We start from the raw sequence: 16,422 nt of genomic DNA on the forward strand, positions 1-16,422 counted from the left end.
CACACCTACCCAACAAATATAGTAAAAATCAAACAACTAACTTAGCAATTAGCTTAAACAAGCTTACCTGTTGCTTCGTTCTATTCAGCCATTGGCCCAATATAAGCGCTGCGCCTCACATTTACTGTATCGCCTGATAGTTGGTTATTTTTGCTAGTTCAATGGCAGCTGGCGGTATTTGACTGTGGGTTTATGGTGAATTTTTGATAGATCCCAAGATCGATAAGGCGGCTTTGTTTATCATGGTTAACATGAAACCAAGCCAATCTCTCGCGTCCGTACTCACCATCGCTTTACAAGCGGGTTTGCTCGCGCATCAATCGGGGGCGGGAACTCACCGCACTTCTTTAATTATTCAGCGCACGGCCAAAGCGCTCGGCGCTGCGCGAGTTGAAGTGATTATTTCTTCAACCAATATTGGTGCCACCATCGAATGGGGTAATGAGCGAGAAACCGGCTTTCGCAAAGCCCCGCATATGGGGGCTAATTTTGCTTTGCTCACCACGCTAAATCAGTGGCTATGCGCAGTCGAGCAAGGTGAGGCGAACCCCGAAATGGCACAGCAAGCACTGGATGAAATGGCGCAAAAGCCAGTCCACTATCCGCGTTGGCTCATCATTATCTTGGTCGGCCTATCTTGCGGCAGCTTTGCCGCCTTGTTTGGTGGTGATAGCGCAGCAATCGTGATCACCACATTCGGCGCAACGCTGGGCATGATGGTGCGTTTTTACTGTGTATTGCGTCATTTCAAACCATCGGTGTTTGCCACTGCCGCCAGTTTTGTTGCACTACTCACTACCGGCTTGCTCAGCCATTGGACGCAAACACCTGAGGCGGCATTAGCGGCCTCAGTCTTGTTTTTAATTCCTGGCGTACCCCTCATTAATGGCGCGGCCGATTTACTCAATGCCAATTATCTTAACGGTATGGTGCGCTTTGCCATGAGTGGCGTGATTGTGCTGGGGATTGCCATTGGGGTGAGCTTAGCATTGCGAATCTTGGGGATATAAAAAATGCACAATTGGCTTCTAGAATTATGGGCCGCGCCAGCAGCATTAGGCTTTGCGCTGTTATTTAATGTGCCGCCACGTGCTTTGTGGCTGTGTGCTGGCTTGGCGGTTTTGGGCCATGCGGCAAGAAAATGGGTGGTTTTTTTACAAGGTGATATTGTTTTTGCCACCTTAGCGGCAGCGATTTTAATCGGCTTAATTGCCGAATGGTGGTCGACTCGGCGCAATGAACCCGCCATTATCTATGCCATCAGCGCTGCAATTCCAATGGTGCCCGGTACGTATATGTATAAATCGGTACAAGCTTTACTGGGTATTGCCAGCCTACCTGCGACGGAAACCGGCCAAGCATTACTCGTTACTGCCGGAGTGAGTGGTGTAAAAGCCGTGATGATAGTCCTAGCGCTGGCATTTGGCATTGCTGCGCCACTCTTATTGTGGCCAAAGAGGAATTCAACATGAAATACCGCACAACACTTTTGCTGGCGTGTTTAGCTAGCCCCGTCATGGCGGCCAGCATCCGTTGTAATCAAGTGCTTATTGACGTGGGCGATTCAATGGGCCGAGTTGAGCAATATTGCGGCTCGCCAACCAAGGCGCAACAATACAAGGTGCCAATCACTTATCTCGATAAGCATGGTCATCGCCGTCATGGCGGTAAGCAAGAATATACCGATTGGGTTTACAATTTTGGGCCGAATCGCTTTATGGCTAGGCTGCGCTTTATGTCTGGCGAAGTGACGCAAATTGATGAATTAGGTTATGGCTACTAAAACCATGGGTATCTAATTGTAGGCTTAGCATTTCATTGCATTGATTTATATACCCACAAAAAAAGCCATTCAACAATGAATGGCTTTTTCTTTTCATTCGCTGCAATTAGCGATTGCTGTGCGTCCATTGCGCGCAAAACTGGCGCAAAATACCGATGCTGTATTGTGCTGCGACTTCGTCAATAAACAATTTGAAATCCAGCGGCGCGCTGTCATTGGCTTCGTCAGAAATCGTGCGCATAATCGCAAATGGGATTTGGTAATCATCACAAACCTGAGCAATTGCTGCGCCTTCCATTTCAACCGCCAATAAATCCGGCAATTCAAGCTTTAAGCCCGCCAACACTTTCATATCATTAATGAATTGATCACCACTGCCAATCAAACCATTGACGATATTGACGCGATTTAAAGCAAACTGTTGCTGCGATTCACTGCTAATTTTTTCAGCAAATTCATTGGCCAAGAAATGCTCGGCAGCACTGCGCAATTGCGTACTTAAATCAGAGCAGCTATCAAAGCGGCTCTTGCCAGTACGTGGAATTTCAAACTTCGGCAGCATTGGCGATACATTCATATCGTGCTGAATCAACTGATCGGCAATCACAATATCACCAACGCTCAAACCGTGATCCGCCGCACCCGCCACACCACTCAACACAATGTGCGACACGCCAAATTGCTGAATCAAGCTAGTTACAGTGCTCGATGCCGCCACCTTACCAATCCCCGATAAGACGCAAACACAAGGCACGCCCCATAAAGTACCGGTGATGTATTCACGATTACCCACAGTTTGCGTGTGTGCATCTTGCAAATACTGAGTTAGACCTTGCTGCTCTTCGACCATGGCAAAAACCAAACCAAGGCGATGTTGAATAGAATTTGACATAAAAACCAATAAAAAGAATGGCCATCATCGGCCGAAAAGAAATTTAAGCTGCGTAGCGCGTCGGATCAGTCATATTGGCCGCCGCAAAACCCGCAGCGCGCAAACGACAAGCATCACACACACCACACGCCTCACCTTGATCATTGGCCTGATAGCAAGTCACCGTCAAACTGTAATCAACGCCCAATTTTTGGCCTTCAGTGACGATTTCAGCTTTTGACCAACGAATCAGTGGCGTATGAATATTCAGCGAAGAGCCTTCAACGCCCACTTTAGTCGCCAAACGCGCCATTGCTTGAAAGGCCGAAATATACTCTGGGCGGCAATCTGGGTAACCCGAATAATCCACCGCATTCACACCAATAAAAATATCATCCGCTTTCAGCACTTCTGACCAAGCCAAGGCAAACGACAGTAACACGGTATTGCGTGCCGGTACGTAGGTCACTGGAATTTCGTTTTCCACTTCAATACCATCCACTGGCATCGCAATATTCGCGTCAGTCAGCGCCGAGCCACCAAAGCCCGCCAAATCAATCTTAATCACCCGATGCTCAATGGCACCTAAAGCTTTTGCCACCCGCGCAGCAGCTTGCAATTCGGCATTATGCCGTTGGCCATAATCAAACGACAATGCATAGCAATCAAAGCCCTTGGCTTTGGCAATCGCCAAGCACGTTGCAGAATCCAAACCACCCGACAATAAAATAACTGCTTTTTTCTTCATCATTTTGACTTCTCTGTTTGACTCGACTGCGCGCTTGCCGTTTTACTCAATCCGGCCAGCACTTGTTCAGCGAGATCATGATATAAATTCGTTTTATAAATTCGGGCCACACTCGAAGCGATCATGGCCGAGATCATGATGGAAATCACCATATCGTGGCCATCAGTCATTTCCATCAAAATAATCGCCGACGTTAGCGGCGCTCGAGTAATGGCTGCCAATGCCGCCACCATGCCCAAGGCAATCAACTTAATTTTGAGTTCGGGATCAAAAAATGGCACAAACCAACTGCCAATCCCTGCGCCCAAACTCAATGACGGCGCAAAAATACCACCCGGCAAACCGGTTAAAAACGTGCCTAATTGCCCAATGAATTTAAGCGGCAAAAAGTACCACGCCAACTCAGTATGCCCCGCAATCACTTCGCTGGTGATTTCAGCGCCGCTGCCATAAATCGGCGCGATCAATCCACAAATCCCAATTAAAAATCCACACGCAGCAATAAAATAATAGGGATGGTATTGCCGGTAATCCTTGATCTTTGGTGGCATCCAAGTCGATACGTTCACACAAAGCCAAGAAAAAGCCCCGCCAATTAAGCCCGCCAATAGCGCAATCAGCACCAAAGGTAGCAAAATAGAATAACTAAACGGCGGCACATGAATCTTGCCAAAATAAACGTAATCGCCTTGCAAAGCCAAGGAGACCAAGCCGGCCAAAATCACCGCGCCGAGTAATTTACCCGAGGTTTTTTCTTCCACCGAGCGCGCCAGCTCTTCAAAAGCAAACACAATCCCCGCCAACGGCGTATTAAATGCCGCTGCAATCCCCGCTGCGCCGCCGGCCAAAATCAATTGCCGGCGAAAAACCGGATCATCAATCGGCAAAAGCTTGCGGCAAGCAAACATAATACTCGCGCCGATTTGCACCGTTGGCCCTTCGCGGCCTAAAACAAAGCCACTACCAAGCCCCAACACAATGCCAATAAATTTAGCGACGGCAATCCTTAGCGACAATAAACGTTCGATCTGCTCGGTATCATGATTGAGCTGCAAAGCGGCTTGGGCCTGCGGAATCCCGCTGCCCTGAGCGCCAGAACCAATGTGCTCCATAATCCAGCGAATCGCCATCCCGCCTAATGGCAAAGACAACAATGGCCACCACCACCATTTTTGCTGCATCGCGCTAAAGCCCACGAACGCCCAATTGGCTGCGCTCGCCAGCAAAAAAGCCACTAGCCCGACTAGGGCAGCCCCCAACCACAAAGCAATCGTCGTTCGACTGCGGCTGGGTAAATGATAAAGTTTGACCAATACACGCTTAAAGACCATCGGATATCCTAGGTATATTCAGCTAAATTACTATTATCTTGGCTTGCTAGCCTATACCCCTGGCTTGTCACCCCAGAGGATTTTATGCAATTGCACTTGAACCCGCACCGGCAAGCGATCATCAATCACCCATTGCGCCAAATCGGCGGGTTTGAGGCTCTCCCAAACCGGAGAGAAAATCACTGGCGCACGTAGCTCGAGTTGTTCGGCACGCACTTTATCGCGCGCCCATTCATAATCGGCGCGATCGACTAAAACAAATTTGATTTCATCATTTTGATTAACGGCATCAACATTGGGCCAATGCATATTGTGCATCTCGCCAGAACCCGGCGTTTTGATATCCAACACCCGTGACACACGTGGATCCACCGTATCAATCGGCTGACCACCGCCGGTTTCAACGCTCACGTCAAAACCTTCATCACACAGTTGTGCAAATAAAAGATGCACCGCTTTTTGCGCCAAAGGCTCGCCGCCAGTGACACATATCGTTTTACAGCCAAAATCGCGGATTTGCTGCATGATGACGTCGATTTCTAACGTTTTGCCGCCGGTAAACGCATAAGCGCTATCGCAATAACCGCAGCGCATAGGGCAGCCAGTTAGGCGAACAAACACCGTCGGTAAACCCATACGGCGAGTTTCGCCTTGCAGCGAATGGAATATTTCAGAGATTCTAAGGGTCGTACGCATTACCAATCTCCTAGCCGGAATACAGTCCGGGGGAATAAAAAACGGCATCGATGATCGATGCCGAGGTGCTATTTTATACCGAAATCATGTTTACAGCAGGTAACAATTCCCCAAGCACATGACGGCTTAATTCGGAGCCATCAAGGCTTTTTTGGCGCGCACTGCCGCATCCGATTGCGGATATTGCTCAATAATCGTAATGAGGTAATTACGCGAGGTCTTTTTATCATTCATTGCCGCAGCTACCGACGCTAAACCCAGCAAAGCATCGGCCGCTTTCGGGTCCGTTGGCGCGTTTTCTACCACATTTTTAAATGCAGTCGTCGCGGACTTATAATCTTTACTCATTGCGTAACTCGTACCCAGCCAATATTGCGCCGCGGGCAGTTTGTCGCTTTTAGGAAATTCAGTCGCAAATTTATTTAAAGCCGCGCTCGCCTCTTTGAATTTTTTAGCTTGCACTAAGGCCACTGCGGCATCAAAGCTGCCTTGCTCATTGGCTTGTTGGCCAGCTTTAATCTCGGCTTTACCTTGTTCAATCGCGCGTAAACGATTATCCAAATCGATATACAAATCTTTTTGGCGCTGAATCGCTTCATTTAAATTAAATTGCAGCACTTCATTTTGGCCATTCAATTTGGCCAATTCATCTTTTTGCAGTTCAATTTGGCGCACCAAATTGAGAATTTGTTTATTACCGGCTTCCAGCTGATCAATTCGCATTTGATTTTGCTGCTGCAAAGTTTGCACTTTATTGGTCAAATCAATGACCTGTTGGCGAGCTACATTGTCATCAAATAAACCGGCCTGAGAATGCGCGCTCCAAGCCAATAATGCCAAAGCAATCAGACTTTTTTTGAAGTGAGTCATAAGTTAATCCGTATTCTTATAAAAAGCACAAACCCCGACCGGCGGGGCTTGTGCGGATGACGCTAGCGGAATAAATCGCCAACACGCAGTCGATTACTGGCTTTGCTCACCAGCGTAAACGATGTCTGCACGACGATTACGCGACCATGCTTCATCAGTATCACCGTTTTCTAGCGGACGCTCTTCACCAAAGCTCACCGCTTCGATTTGGCCAGCCGGTACGCCCAAAGCTTTCAGCATCGAGTTCACTGCTTCAGCGCGCTTTTGACCTAAAGCCAAATTGTATTCAGCGGTACCGCGGTTATCGGTATTACCTTGCAAGATGATTTTAACGTCTTTGTGGTTCAACAAAAACTTAGCGTGCGCTTGCACCATTTCATTAAAATCTGGGCGAACCACATACGAATCGTAATCAAAATAAACCCGACGTTGTGACAAAACATTGTTTGGATCAGTCAATTCAGGATACATCGACTTACCACTGGTTTTGCTGGTATCCACGGTTTTGATTTCGCTGCCATTGCCGTCTTTGCCCGCATTACCCGCAGCAGGATCAACAATCGCTGCCGGTGGTGTGGTTGAACAAGCGCCTAACAAGGCGGCCATCATGATACTTAGAGCGATTTTTTTCATTTGTAGTTCTCCAATAAAAAATAAAAACTCACCACAGAGGCACTAAGGCACAAATTCACCACCAAATCCGACGCCTAAGCGCGAATTAAGATGGTTATTTCTAGTTGTCTCTATGCCTCTGTGGTGATCGATTTTGACCTGCTGGTGGACAATATTAGCGCAGCATCGGCCCCCAAGCAGGCTGACGAACTTCACCGTTAGGCGACTTCAAGCGCTGCTTCACTTTGCCATCGCTAGAAACAATCGCCAATGTGCCACGGCGACCAATATCAGTTTCGTACAAAATCATTGCGCTATTGGGCGCAAACGACGGAGAGTCGTCCATCGTGCTCGACGTTAGGGTATTGCTACGCCGCGTATTCAAATCCATGACCGCAACACGATACCCGTTATCACGGGTAATGTAAGTCATATATTTACCATCGGGCGAGACTTTGGCGCTGGCATTGTAAGCGCCAGAAAAAGTCAGTCGCTCGGCATTGCCGCCATTCACGCTCGAGCGATAAATTTGCGGGCTACCGCCACGATCCGATGTAAATAAAATGCTTCGACCATCGGCAGTGAACGTCGGTTCCGTATTAATTTCACCACCTTGGCTGATGCGGCGCGGATTAGTGCCGTCGACATTCACCAAAAAGATTTGGCTGCCGCCATCTTTAGTCAACACCACCGCCAATTGACGACCATCTGGCGACCAAGCTGGCGCTGAATTACTGCCTTTAAAATTAGCCGCAGTCCAACGCTTACCCGTCGCTAATTCATGCACATACACCACTGGTTTTTCTAATTCAAACGACACATACGCTAACTTGCCACCGTCGGGCGACCATTTTGGCGACATAATCGGCATTCTGGATTTCAATACCGTTTGCGCGCCATAGCCATCGGCATCGGCCACTTGCAATTGATAGCTCTTGCCGTTTTTCAACACATAAGCAATGCGCGAAGCAAAAGCACCTGGGTTACCCGTGATTTTGGCGTAAATCATATCGGCGATTTGATGGCTAATCCGGCGCAATTGATTCGGGCTACCGCGTTTTTCAAACGCAATCAGCTCTTGCTTGCTAGCCACATCAATCAGCCAAAATTTAACCAGTATCTGCCCGCCATCATTGAGCAACTGCCCAATCACCGCATATTGCGCACCACCGGATTGCAGCGCTGAATAATTCAGCGTCGAAGGGGTATAGGCCCGCAAGCTAGGATCATTAAAGTTCAGCACTTTAAACACCCCACTGGTATTTAAATCACTGCCAATCACTGGCGTGACTGACTGGCGATCGAGCTGCTCATTTTGAAACGGCAAAATCGCAATCGGATACTGCTGGCTACCTACGCCAACGACTTCGATGGTCATATCCGCTTGCGCCACACTGCTGGCGAGCAAGAGTAAAAAGGCCAACTGACGGAATACACGTTGCAGCACACTCTTCTCCTAAGTCATTACTCTTTGGGGGCAAATTCCCAGCGAATATCACGGTAATCATTAAATGTTGCGCCAGCTGGCGGTTTTGGGAATGGCGCATACAACTGAATTGCGCGCTTCACCGCTTCATCCCATTTCGGGTCGCCACTGGCCTTGATTAACTCAATCTGGCGAATCTCACCGCTTGGCAATAAATGAATCTTATACGTCACGCGTGGATTTTGATTGCTTGGGGTATAAACAATCTTCTGTTTAATATCTTGCCCCACGCCACGTGCATAGCCTTCACCCACGCCCGAACCCTTGCCTTTACCCGCGCCACCCGTAGCACCAACGGTGTCGCCAGTGCCACCGACTTTACCGCCGGCTTTAGCGTTCGGATTGGGTTTGCTCTGCGTATCGGCACCTAATAAATTATCAAAGCCCAAGGCGCTTTCTAATTCGCTCTTCGGTTTTTTCACTTCGGCTTTTTTCGGCGCGGCGCTGGCTTTCGCTGGCGGCACCACCACGCTTGGCTTAGCTGTCGCCACTGGGGTCGGCTTCACGGTAGGCTTGGCGCTCGGTTTAGCGCTTGGCGTTGGCGTCGGTTTGACCGTCGGCGTCGGCGTTGGTTTCACGGTGGCGGTTGGCTTAGCTTTGATTTTTTCTGTCACCACATCCGGCGCTTTGACTGGATCAATTTGCGGCTCAACTTTGGCCTCCACTTTACGCTCTGGTTTAGCTTCAACCATAGGCTGGCGTACCGGTGCTGGCGGCGGCGCGCCCCACAATTCGACCACCACCGGATCGGGCTGCTTGGTTTTCCATTGCACAGAAAACAGCAATAATCCGAGCAACAGCAAATGCATCGCAATGGCTAAAACCAGCGCCAGGCCTTGATGTTCAGACGGATAATTGGATTGATTTGGCTTCATTACTGCTGTGAGACCTGTAAAGCAACTCGGGGAATTTCGGCCATGCGTAGCGCGTCGGTGGTTTGCATCACTGCGTCGTAGCGCACATTTTTATCCGCAGCAATCACCACTGGGCGCTCAGTACCGGCGGCAGCATCCACTTTGATTTTAATCGCCGCAGCGAGCGCCTTGGCATCGGGATAAGACGTGACTTCTTGACCGTCTTTGAGCGTAATGGCGCCATCTTTATCAATATCCACCGTCATGGGATTGCCGGTCACTTGCTGGCTCGATTTGCCAGCCGAGGGCAGCTCGACCAAACCCGAAGGCATTCCCGGTGCGGCCACCATAAAGATCACCAGCAACACCAACATCACGTCAACATAGGGCACAACATTAATTTCATTCTTAGCACGGCGAGGGCGACGAGCCATAAGATCAATCCTTAGAATATGGCGGCAATTTAAAGCCACGTCTTAAACCACCAAGACACCGAGGCACGGAGAAATTCAAAATCGAAGCGGTTTTTCTCTACGCCTCTGCGCCGCTGTGGTTCAATATTTTTTATACTTAGCGCCCAATTTGGCGTTGCAATACATTCGAGAATTCTTCAATAAACGTATCAAAACGACCGGCTAAACGATCCACATCATGCGCAAAGCGGTTATACGCCACCACGGCAGGAATCGCGGCAAACAAACCAATCGCCGTAGCCACCAAAGCCTCGGCAATATGCGGTGCCACGGTGGCTAAAGTCGCTTGGCCCACATTACCCAAGCCTTTAAACGCATACATAATGCCCCACACCGTACCAAACAAACCAATATACGGGCTGACTGAACCGACCGAGGCCAAAAACGAGGTGTGCTTATCTAAATAATCCAGTTCACGCTGGCAAGACGCTCGCATCGCGCGGCGGGTGCCTTCCATCACATCGGATAACTCCATACCCGATTTTTGGCGCAATTTTAAAAACTCGCTAAAACCGGCCATAAAGATTTTTTCCATGCCGATATTGTTGCGGCTGTGTTTTACCTGTTCATACAAGGCGTTCAAATCCGAGCCGCCCCAAAAACGATCTTCAAATTCATCAGTATGTTTTTTGGCGGTACTGATGGTGAAATGCTTGGTAAAAATATGCCACCACGACATGAACGACAGCGCCAGCAATAACACCATTACCATCTGAACGACAAAGCTCGCTTGCAAAACCAAGCTAATAATCGACATATCTTCAACAGGTGCCATGTAGCAAAACTCCAAATAGGGCTCAGCGAACTCGAGTAACGACTCGATTTCGCATAAAAGTAGAAAAATTGATTGGCAAACGAAGAACGAACAGCGGTAGCACGCGCAGCATTCCAATGCGCAGACTTCGCCGCGCGGTGGTTTCAGCCCCAGCGCCACCACCACAATTAGATTCGATGGCACCGACCAAGCTCCTTAAGAGTGAGCTTGGCGTAAAAAGTTTACTTATTTTACGGGATTTATCCGCGGTCAATCGATGAAGATTTAATGGAATGGCATAAATTGCGTAATATTTACACGAAGTTTGCCATTACTCTGTTTTTGGCGCTTCCAGACCAAAATGTAGATACGCACTTAAAGTCGCCATTCGGCCACGCGGCGTGCGCTGCAAAAAGCCTTGTTGAATTAAATACGGCTCAATCACTTCTTCGATGGTGTCGGACGATTCACCAATCGCCGCCGCCACATTGTCTAGCCCCACGGGGCCACCGGCAAATTTATCCAAAATCGCGCGTAACACTTTTCTATCCATCACATCCAAACCCGCATGATCGACGTCGAGCATTTGCAGCGCCGCATCCGCCACTTCGCGCGTGACTTTGCCATCGTGTTTCACTTCGGCAAAATCGCGTACTCGCCGCAATAAACGATTGGCAATCCGTGGCGTGCCGCGTGAGCGCCGCGCCACTTCAAAAGCGCCCTCTTCGTCCATCTCCACCTGCATCAAGCTCGCTGAACGCGTGACGATGCGGGTTAGCTCTTCCGGCGTATAAAACTCTAAACGCGCCACAATACCAAAGCGATCACGCAGCGGATTGGTCAACATCCCAGCGCGCGTGGTCGCGCCAATCAAGGTAAACGGTGGCAGATCGAGTTTGACTGAGCGCGCCGCAGGGCCTTCGCCAATCATAATATCGAGCTGAAAGTCTTCGAGCGCTGGGTAGAGGATTTCTTCTACCACCGGCGAGAGTCGATGGATTTCATCAATAAACAACACGTCGTGCGGCTCAAGATTGGTCAGCAATGCCGCCAAATCGCCGGCGCGTTCCAACACCGGGCCCGACGTTTGCCGCAAATTCACCCCCAATTCGCGGGAAATAATATGCGCCAGCGTAGTCTTACCCAAGCCCGGCGGGCCAAACAACAGCACATGATCTAGCGCTTCACCGCGTTTTTTCGCCGCTTCGATAAAAATCTCCAGCTGGCCGCGTGCCTTCATTTGCCCTACGTATTCGTCGAGCAATTTAGGCCGTAAAGCACGCTCTTGCGCGTCTTCATTACTGGAAATCTTTTGCGCCGCAATCAATCGATCGGGCGGCGGAGCTGAAAACAGCGAGTCAGTTTCGATCATGATTTTTACTTTTAGTGATGTATCTGAACCTAGCCAATGAAAAGCATGGGCTGCAACTCAATACCATTGTGCCAAGGGCAATGTTCAGATTACGTGTTGATCGTTTTTTAAGTGCCTGCGGCACCTTGCTTTACAGTCGCAATCCGCGACGAGGACTTACTTTAGCTGCGCAGAAACTTCGTTTTCTTTGCGTCGCCAAAGAAAGTAAGCAAAGAAAAGCGACCCGAGCGCGCCCAGCTCCGCTGTGCCCTCGATTGTCGTGAGCCAAACGATAAAACCGTTTGTCTCCCTCCGCACTCGGTGCGCTTGGACGGGTTTCAAGCCCCAACTCAACGAGCGCGGCACAGCATCAACGCCCAATCTGAACATTGCCGTGCTCAACAGTAGACGATGCCACGTGTATCCAAAACACCTTAGCCTTTAGCCAATGATTTGAGCGCCATCCGAATGCCAGTAGAAACATCTGCATCCAGCGGCAGCGTTTTCATTGCCATATTGGCTTCGCGCTCGTTGTAGCCTAAGGCCAGCAAGGCGTTGAGAATATCACTTCGATCATCCGGCGTGGTAGCGAATGGCAAGCCGCCGGGCGTGCTGGTTAAACTGCTGGTCGCCAGCTTACCGCGTAATTCGAGCACCAAACGCTCAGCAGTTTTTTTACCGATGCCGGGGATGGTCGATAAGCGCTTAATGTCTTCGGCGGCCACCGCGCTGGCTAACTCGTCAGCACCCATGCCCGATAAAATCGCCAAGGCAATTTTGGCGCCAATGCCCGAGACTTTAATTAAGGTACGAAAGCTATTGCGCTCGTCTTTACTGGCAAAGCCGTAGAGTAATTGCGCGTCTTCGCGCACCAATAAATGCGTAAACAGCGTGGTTTTTTCACCCAAATGCGGCAGCACATAAAAAGTGCTCATCGGCACATCCACTTCATAACCAACGCCATTCACGTCAATCACAATATGCGGCGGCTGTTTTTCGAGAATAAGGCCAGTAAGACGTCCGATCATGCGCTGATTTCCTTAAAGTGAAGCAAAAGAGTCGTCGACTCATCACGACGATCGACAATATGTCGGTCTCGGCCGACCCATGAATACACTCAATTGTAACAGCGAATACTGGACGTTCGTTCACTTTGAAATCAGCGCGCTGCAAATAAGCCGCTATCGACTAAAAATCCCGCCTTGATTTGGCGTAGCGCATGACAAAAACCGCCACAATCAACGTGGCCGCAGCAAAGCCCGCCAGCACATCGCTAAAATAATGCACGCCTAAAGCCACACGCGATAAGCCACACACCAGCGCAAACAGCAGCGCCAAGATATAAAACAGGCTTTGCCGCTCGGGATAGCGCTGCGCAAAAATAAACGCCAACCCCATCGACAGCGTCCACGCCGCCATCGAGTGGCCACTGGGAAACGAGGGCGAACTGGCGTGCGCCAAATGTAAAATCTCCGGTCGAGGTCTTTGCACGGTGTATTTAATTGCTGCCGCCAAAGCCCAACACGCACCGACGCTCAACGGTAAACCGATTGCCGCCAGCCGATCGGAGCGCCAAAAGTAGGCAGCCAACACCAAGGCCAGTAACAGCGAACCGGCAAAGCTCATCAGCGCAGCCAAGATCTGGCTCAAACGCACCGGGCCGCTATACAGCGCTTGGCTCATCGCCAAATCAAGGGCATTTAAATAAGGATGCTCCAGCGCCAAGATGAGTAGTAGCAATAGTGCCATCCCCGCCAGCGCCAACCATTGAAAACGCCGCACGGCCTGGGTGCGAGGATGTTGCCGTAAGCTAAAAGAGCGCATTTAATTATTCCAAATCAATTTTGCGCGATTCTAACTGAGCTGAAAATGACAATGTAGGTAATAAGTCATACGCTTTTAAAACCAAGCGCCGCCATGCGCCCCCACTACGCCAGCACCAACGGTGAGCAAACTGAGCGCGAGTAAAGCGTAATGCAATCGCTGCAACAAGCGCATCGTAGCCGCTGAATCAAGCTGTGCTTTGCGCTTTAACCAGCCATGTATCAGCCACGGTTCCAGCACAAACAACATCAACGTGAAGATACCCCACGTGACAATCATCGCCCACAGCCACCAGGTATCGGCCAAGCGCGACCAAGCATTGCTGAGATACAGCATCGCCAAGCCCGAAATCAGCACAATTTGCGTACTCAATTTGGCCTGCAGCCCAAAACGATGCTCTAGCTTTTCAAACAAAGCATAATCATTACCGCTGCGGCGCAGCGCCGGAATCAGAATCGTCGTCACAAAGGCCACACCACCAATCCACAACACCACGCCCAACACATGCAGCCCACGCCACAGCGCGTAATCATTGATCGTCATAGGTTTGGCCTCTAGGCGTTGTGAATAAATGGTTATGCAGATATACCTGTATATATTTGGTGTCGTTCAGATGAGGTGTTGATGGTGGTTAAAGCATCGCGGCATTCCCTCTCCCTTGATGGGAGAGGGCTAGGGTGAGGGTGATACGCCGGCGCACCGCTCAACACCCCCATCCCACCCTTCCCCCATCAAGGGGGAAGGCGCTGCAGTCGCGCAACTCAAGCAGTGGTGATTTAATGCATCAACACCAAATCTGAACATGCCACACTACGCCATGCGGCCGCGTTTCATTGAGAGTTGATATTCCATCAACTTTTTGGCAATACCGCCGCTGTGTTGGGCGTGAGTGAGAGCGACGCCGAGCGCGTCGGCGGCGTCGGCTTGCGGTACGCCCGATAGGCGCAAATGCCGCTGCACCATCAGGCCAACTTGTTCTTTATCAGCATGGCCATTGCCGACCACCGCTTGTTTAACTTGCAGCGCGGTGTAGTCGGCCACTGGCAGGTTGGCCAATACCAGGGCCGCCACCGCAGCGCCGCGTGCTTGGCCGAGCATCAACGTCGCGGCAGGGTTGACGTTGACGAACACTTGTTCCACCGCCGATTCATCGGGCTGATAGGTGCGGATAATTTCGGCGATGCCGTCGAGGATAATTTTAATCCGCTCAGGCAGCGGGCCGCCTTGGGTTTTGATACAGCCCGATGCCACATAAATACGATTTTGCCCCACCACATCAATCACGCCAAAACCAGTGGTGCGGGAACCTGGGTCGATGCCAAGGATACGCATCAGTTAATCGATGTCGCTTGGCGCTCAAACGTCCACGTGCGGGTAATCACGAGAATTTGAGCGGGTTTACCAGCAGCGTCGAGCATATCGGGCGGCAGTTTTTTAAACGGCGATGACATTTTTAAAATCCGCACCGCCGCAGCGTCTAATTGCGAATTCCCCGAGGATTTATCAATCTCGGTATGCAGCAAACGACCATCGGCAGCAATTTCTACCGTGACGCGTAGCTGGCCATAGATTTTATTGCCATGGCTGTCGACCGGATAAGCCAGCGTGCCGACTTTCTCGATTCTTTGTCGCCAATCGTCCATATATACCGCCACGCTAGTTTGTCTGGCGCGCGCGCCGACAAAAGCTTTACGCGGTTTACTTTGATAATCGTGATTTTGCTTATCGATTTGCGCGGCTAAACCGGCCATTTTTAGATCTTGCTGCTTGCGGGTTTCTGCCGCCTGCCCCTGACCTTGCTGCTGATCGGGGCTATTTTTGCCGGCGTTACTCAAGCTAGGATTATTTTTTAGTTGGGTTAATAGCTGCTCAGCGCGCGCTTCCAGCTGCTTTTGCTGCGATTCGATTTGCTCTAACTCAGGTGATGGCACACGGCTATCGGCAGGCAACGGTGATTTCACCCGATGATTAGCAGCATCGGTATTGCCCCCGCCATCAAGATCGGCTTGCGCTTCAACGTCGGTTTTCGTTGGCCGAGTTTTGGTTTTTTGATTCACCAGCACAATATCCAAGGGCTGTTGCGATAAAAACTGCCGTGGATCGGGCATCACAAATTTGATGCCAAAAATTGGAAAGGCATGCGCAATGATTGAAAAACCAATGGCCATTGCCATAAAACGCTCCCGCCGATCCATTTTCTATTCCTAATCTAAACCCAAGCTTTAACCGCGCGAGTGTAGCACAGCCGACACTCGGCTTACGCAGCACCCTAGGTTTAGAGGAAGCGGAGTAGAATAAAGGAAACACTTATTTCTTTAAGGGATTCGATGATGTTGCGACTGATATTAATTTCTGCCTTACTGGCTACGCCCGCACTTGCGGCTGATGATGGCGCAAAAGTGGCGGCAAAATACAACTGTTTGGCATGTCATTCAATCGATAAAAAGATTGTTGGTCCATCGTATAAAGAGGTCGCTGCCAAGTACAAAGGGCAAAAAGGCGCCGAAGAAATGTTGATGGCTGAAGTCCGCAAAGGCTTGCCAGGCGGCAAATGGGGGCCGATTCCGATGCCAGCACAGCAAATTGATGATAAAGATTTACGCACTATCATTCGCTGGGTTTTAGCGCAATAAGACAAAAGATTAACAAAAGTGTGATAAATGGTGTATTGCATAACAATGCGTTGTTGATTAAGCTGCTTCCCCATTTACTGTTTCATCATATGTAAGCGCTGATCAGCAGCGATTACCTCAGTAATGGTTTACAGAT

At 49.9% G+C, this 16,422-nt stretch carries 20 protein-coding genes; 4 read left to right on the forward strand and 16 right to left on the reverse strand.

Translation table 11 applies throughout. The features are described from left to right. Nucleotides 1-242 precede the first annotated feature (242 nt). The 3 genes from HQN60_RS05460 to HQN60_RS05470 are packed head-to-tail and all read left to right on the forward strand — an operon-like array spanning nucleotide 243 to nucleotide 1,783. The gene (locus tag HQN60_RS05460; protein WP_173532708.1) at nucleotides 243-1,010 is read left to right on the forward strand and encodes a threonine/serine exporter family protein; all 768 of its coding nucleotides are present in this window, start codon (nucleotides 243-245) and stop codon (nucleotides 1,008-1,010) included. A 3-nt stretch (nucleotides 1,011-1,013) separates the two neighbouring features. After that, nucleotides 1,014-1,472 (forward strand): threonine/serine exporter family protein, encoded by a 459-nt coding sequence (locus HQN60_RS05465; protein WP_173532709.1) that lies wholly within the window; start codon nucleotides 1,014-1,016, stop codon nucleotides 1,470-1,472. Continuing rightward, nucleotides 1,469-1,783 (forward strand): DUF2845 domain-containing protein, encoded by a 315-nt coding sequence (locus HQN60_RS05470; protein WP_173532710.1) that lies wholly within the window; start codon nucleotides 1,469-1,471, stop codon nucleotides 1,781-1,783. Before HQN60_RS05465 ends, HQN60_RS05470 begins: the two co-directional genes overlap by 4 nt. A 106-nt stretch (nucleotides 1,784-1,889) precedes the next feature. Here HQN60_RS05470 and HQN60_RS05475 read toward each other — a convergent pair whose 3' ends face one another. The 16 genes from HQN60_RS05475 to HQN60_RS05550 form a co-directional block, all read right to left on the reverse strand. Then, nucleotides 1,890-2,675 (reverse strand): 5'-methylthioadenosine/adenosylhomocysteine nucleosidase, encoded by a 786-nt coding sequence (locus tag HQN60_RS05475; protein ID WP_173532711.1) that lies wholly within the window; start codon nucleotides 2,673-2,675, stop codon nucleotides 1,890-1,892. Nucleotides 2,676-2,718: 43 nt separating this feature from the next. After that, nucleotides 2,719-3,405: a 7-cyano-7-deazaguanine synthase QueC gene (gene queC, locus HQN60_RS05480; RefSeq protein WP_254456682.1), complete on the reverse strand. Its 687-nt coding sequence runs from the start codon at nucleotides 3,403-3,405 to the stop codon at nucleotides 2,719-2,721. Next, entirely contained in the window at nucleotides 3,402-4,733 is a 1,332-nt protein-coding gene (locus HQN60_RS05485) for a chloride channel protein (protein WP_173532712.1), read from the reverse strand. Before HQN60_RS05485 ends, queC begins: the two co-directional genes overlap by 4 nt. 51 nt (nucleotides 4,734-4,784) lie before the next feature. Further along, on the reverse strand, nucleotides 4,785-5,429 hold the full coding sequence (gene queE, locus HQN60_RS05490) for a 7-carboxy-7-deazaguanine synthase QueE (RefSeq protein WP_173532713.1): 645 nt from the start codon (nucleotides 5,427-5,429) through the stop codon (nucleotides 4,785-4,787). 126 nt (nucleotides 5,430-5,555) lie between these two features. Further along, nucleotides 5,556-6,299: a tol-pal system protein YbgF gene (gene ybgF, locus HQN60_RS05495; protein WP_173532714.1), complete on the reverse strand. Its 744-nt coding sequence runs from the start codon at nucleotides 6,297-6,299 to the stop codon at nucleotides 5,556-5,558. A 93-nt stretch (nucleotides 6,300-6,392) separates the two neighbouring features. Further along, nucleotides 6,393-6,932, reverse strand: a complete 540-nt coding sequence (pal, locus tag HQN60_RS05500; protein ID WP_173532715.1) for a peptidoglycan-associated lipoprotein Pal — start codon at nucleotides 6,930-6,932, stop codon at nucleotides 6,393-6,395. A 154-nt stretch (nucleotides 6,933-7,086) separates the two neighbouring features. Then, on the reverse strand, nucleotides 7,087-8,358 hold the full coding sequence (gene tolB / locus HQN60_RS05505) for a Tol-Pal system beta propeller repeat protein TolB (RefSeq protein ID WP_173532716.1): 1,272 nt from the start codon (nucleotides 8,356-8,358) through the stop codon (nucleotides 7,087-7,089). A gap of 17 nt (nucleotides 8,359-8,375) precedes the next feature. Further along, entirely contained in the window at nucleotides 8,376-9,272 is an 897-nt protein-coding gene (gene tolA, locus HQN60_RS16325) for a cell envelope integrity protein TolA (RefSeq protein ID WP_173532717.1), read from the reverse strand. Beyond that, complete coding sequence (locus HQN60_RS05515) at nucleotides 9,272-9,685, reverse strand: biopolymer transporter ExbD (protein WP_173532718.1); 414 nt, start codon at nucleotides 9,683-9,685, stop codon at nucleotides 9,272-9,274. The genes tolA and HQN60_RS05515 overlap by 1 nt, the downstream gene beginning before the upstream one ends. Before the next feature lie 136 nt (nucleotides 9,686-9,821). After that, nucleotides 9,822-10,499: a protein TolQ gene (tolQ, locus tag HQN60_RS05520; RefSeq protein ID WP_173532719.1), complete on the reverse strand. Its 678-nt coding sequence runs from the start codon at nucleotides 10,497-10,499 to the stop codon at nucleotides 9,822-9,824. Between the two features lie 310 nt (nucleotides 10,500-10,809). Then, the gene (ruvB, locus tag HQN60_RS05525) at nucleotides 10,810-11,850 is read right to left on the reverse strand and encodes a Holliday junction branch migration DNA helicase RuvB (RefSeq protein ID WP_173532720.1); all 1,041 of its coding nucleotides are present in this window, start codon (nucleotides 11,848-11,850) and stop codon (nucleotides 10,810-10,812) included. A 413-nt stretch (nucleotides 11,851-12,263) separates the two neighbouring features. Further along, nucleotides 12,264-12,857, reverse strand: coding sequence for a Holliday junction branch migration protein RuvA (gene ruvA, locus HQN60_RS05530; RefSeq protein ID WP_173532721.1), 594 nt, complete (start codon nucleotides 12,855-12,857; stop codon nucleotides 12,264-12,266). 160 nt (nucleotides 12,858-13,017) lie between these two features. Next, nucleotides 13,018-13,653 (reverse strand): phosphatase PAP2 family protein, encoded by a 636-nt coding sequence (locus tag HQN60_RS05535; RefSeq protein ID WP_173532722.1) that lies wholly within the window; start codon nucleotides 13,651-13,653, stop codon nucleotides 13,018-13,020. A 75-nt stretch (nucleotides 13,654-13,728) separates the two neighbouring features. Then, nucleotides 13,729-14,196, reverse strand: a complete 468-nt coding sequence (locus HQN60_RS05540) for a hypothetical protein (RefSeq protein ID WP_173532723.1) — start codon at nucleotides 14,194-14,196, stop codon at nucleotides 13,729-13,731. Nucleotides 14,197-14,463: 267 nt separating this feature from the next. Further along, a complete protein-coding gene (gene ruvC / locus HQN60_RS05545; protein WP_173532724.1) occupies nucleotides 14,464-14,985 on the reverse strand; it encodes a crossover junction endodeoxyribonuclease RuvC in 522 nt (173 codons plus the stop codon). Further along, nucleotides 14,985-15,827, reverse strand: coding sequence for an energy transducer TonB (locus HQN60_RS05550; protein WP_173532725.1), 843 nt, complete (start codon nucleotides 15,825-15,827; stop codon nucleotides 14,985-14,987). The genes ruvC and HQN60_RS05550 overlap by 1 nt, the downstream gene beginning before the upstream one ends. A 153-nt stretch (nucleotides 15,828-15,980) precedes the next feature. Here HQN60_RS05550 and HQN60_RS05555 point away from each other — a divergent pair, with 153 nt between their 5' ends. Then, the gene (locus HQN60_RS05555) at nucleotides 15,981-16,286 is read left to right on the forward strand and encodes a c-type cytochrome (RefSeq protein WP_173532726.1); all 306 of its coding nucleotides are present in this window, start codon (nucleotides 15,981-15,983) and stop codon (nucleotides 16,284-16,286) included. Nucleotides 16,287-16,422: the final 136 nt, after the last annotated feature.

It is taken from the genome of Deefgea piscis (assembly GCF_013284055.1).
In the GTDB taxonomy this organism is placed as follows: domain Bacteria; phylum Pseudomonadota; class Gammaproteobacteria; order Burkholderiales; family Chitinibacteraceae; genus Deefgea; species Deefgea piscis.

Bases quoted from the DNA above. Each gene is read 5' to 3' on its own strand.
- HQN60_RS05460 (WP_173532708.1), top strand. From the start codon at position 243: ATGGTTAACATGAAACCAAGCCAATCTCTCGCGTCCGTACTCACCATC.
- HQN60_RS05465 (WP_173532709.1), top strand. From the start codon at position 1,014: ATGCACAATTGGCTTCTAGAATTATGGGCCGCGCCAGCAGCATTAGGC.
- HQN60_RS05470 (WP_173532710.1), top strand. From the start codon at position 1,469: ATGAAATACCGCACAACACTTTTGCTGGCGTGTTTAGCTAGCCCCGTC.
- HQN60_RS05475 (WP_173532711.1), bottom strand. From the start codon at position 2,675: ATGTCAAATTCTATTCAACATCGCCTTGGTTTGGTTTTTGCCATGGTC.
- queC (WP_254456682.1), bottom strand. From the start codon at position 3,405: ATGATGAAGAAAAAAGCAGTTATTTTATTGTCGGGTGGTTTGGATTCT.
- HQN60_RS05485 (WP_173532712.1), bottom strand. From the start codon at position 4,733: ATGGTCTTTAAGCGTGTATTGGTCAAACTTTATCATTTACCCAGCCGC.
- queE (WP_173532713.1), bottom strand. From the start codon at position 5,429: ATGCGTACGACCCTTAGAATCTCTGAAATATTCCATTCGCTGCAAGGC.
- ybgF (WP_173532714.1), bottom strand. From the start codon at position 6,299: ATGACTCACTTCAAAAAAAGTCTGATTGCTTTGGCATTATTGGCTTGG.
- pal (WP_173532715.1), bottom strand. From the start codon at position 6,932: ATGAAAAAAATCGCTCTAAGTATCATGATGGCCGCCTTGTTAGGCGCT.
- tolA (WP_173532717.1), bottom strand. From the start codon at position 9,272: ATGAAGCCAAATCAATCCAATTATCCGTCTGAACATCAAGGCCTGGCG.
- HQN60_RS05515 (WP_173532718.1), bottom strand. From the start codon at position 9,685: ATGGCTCGTCGCCCTCGCCGTGCTAAGAATGAAATTAATGTTGTGCCC.
- tolQ (WP_173532719.1), bottom strand. From the start codon at position 10,499: ATGGCACCTGTTGAAGATATGTCGATTATTAGCTTGGTTTTGCAAGCG.
- ruvB (WP_173532720.1), bottom strand. From the start codon at position 11,850: ATGATCGAAACTGACTCGCTGTTTTCAGCTCCGCCGCCCGATCGATTG.
- ruvA (WP_173532721.1), bottom strand. From the start codon at position 12,857: ATGATCGGACGTCTTACTGGCCTTATTCTCGAAAAACAGCCGCCGCAT.
- HQN60_RS05535 (WP_173532722.1), bottom strand. From the start codon at position 13,653: ATGCGCTCTTTTAGCTTACGGCAACATCCTCGCACCCAGGCCGTGCGG.
- HQN60_RS05540 (WP_173532723.1), bottom strand. From the start codon at position 14,196: ATGACGATCAATGATTACGCGCTGTGGCGTGGGCTGCATGTGTTGGGC.
- ruvC (WP_173532724.1), bottom strand. From the start codon at position 14,985: ATGCGTATCCTTGGCATCGACCCAGGTTCCCGCACCACTGGTTTTGGC.
- HQN60_RS05550 (WP_173532725.1), bottom strand. From the start codon at position 15,827: ATGGCAATGGCCATTGGTTTTTCAATCATTGCGCATGCCTTTCCAATT.
- HQN60_RS05555 (WP_173532726.1), top strand. From the start codon at position 15,981: ATGATGTTGCGACTGATATTAATTTCTGCCTTACTGGCTACGCCCGCA.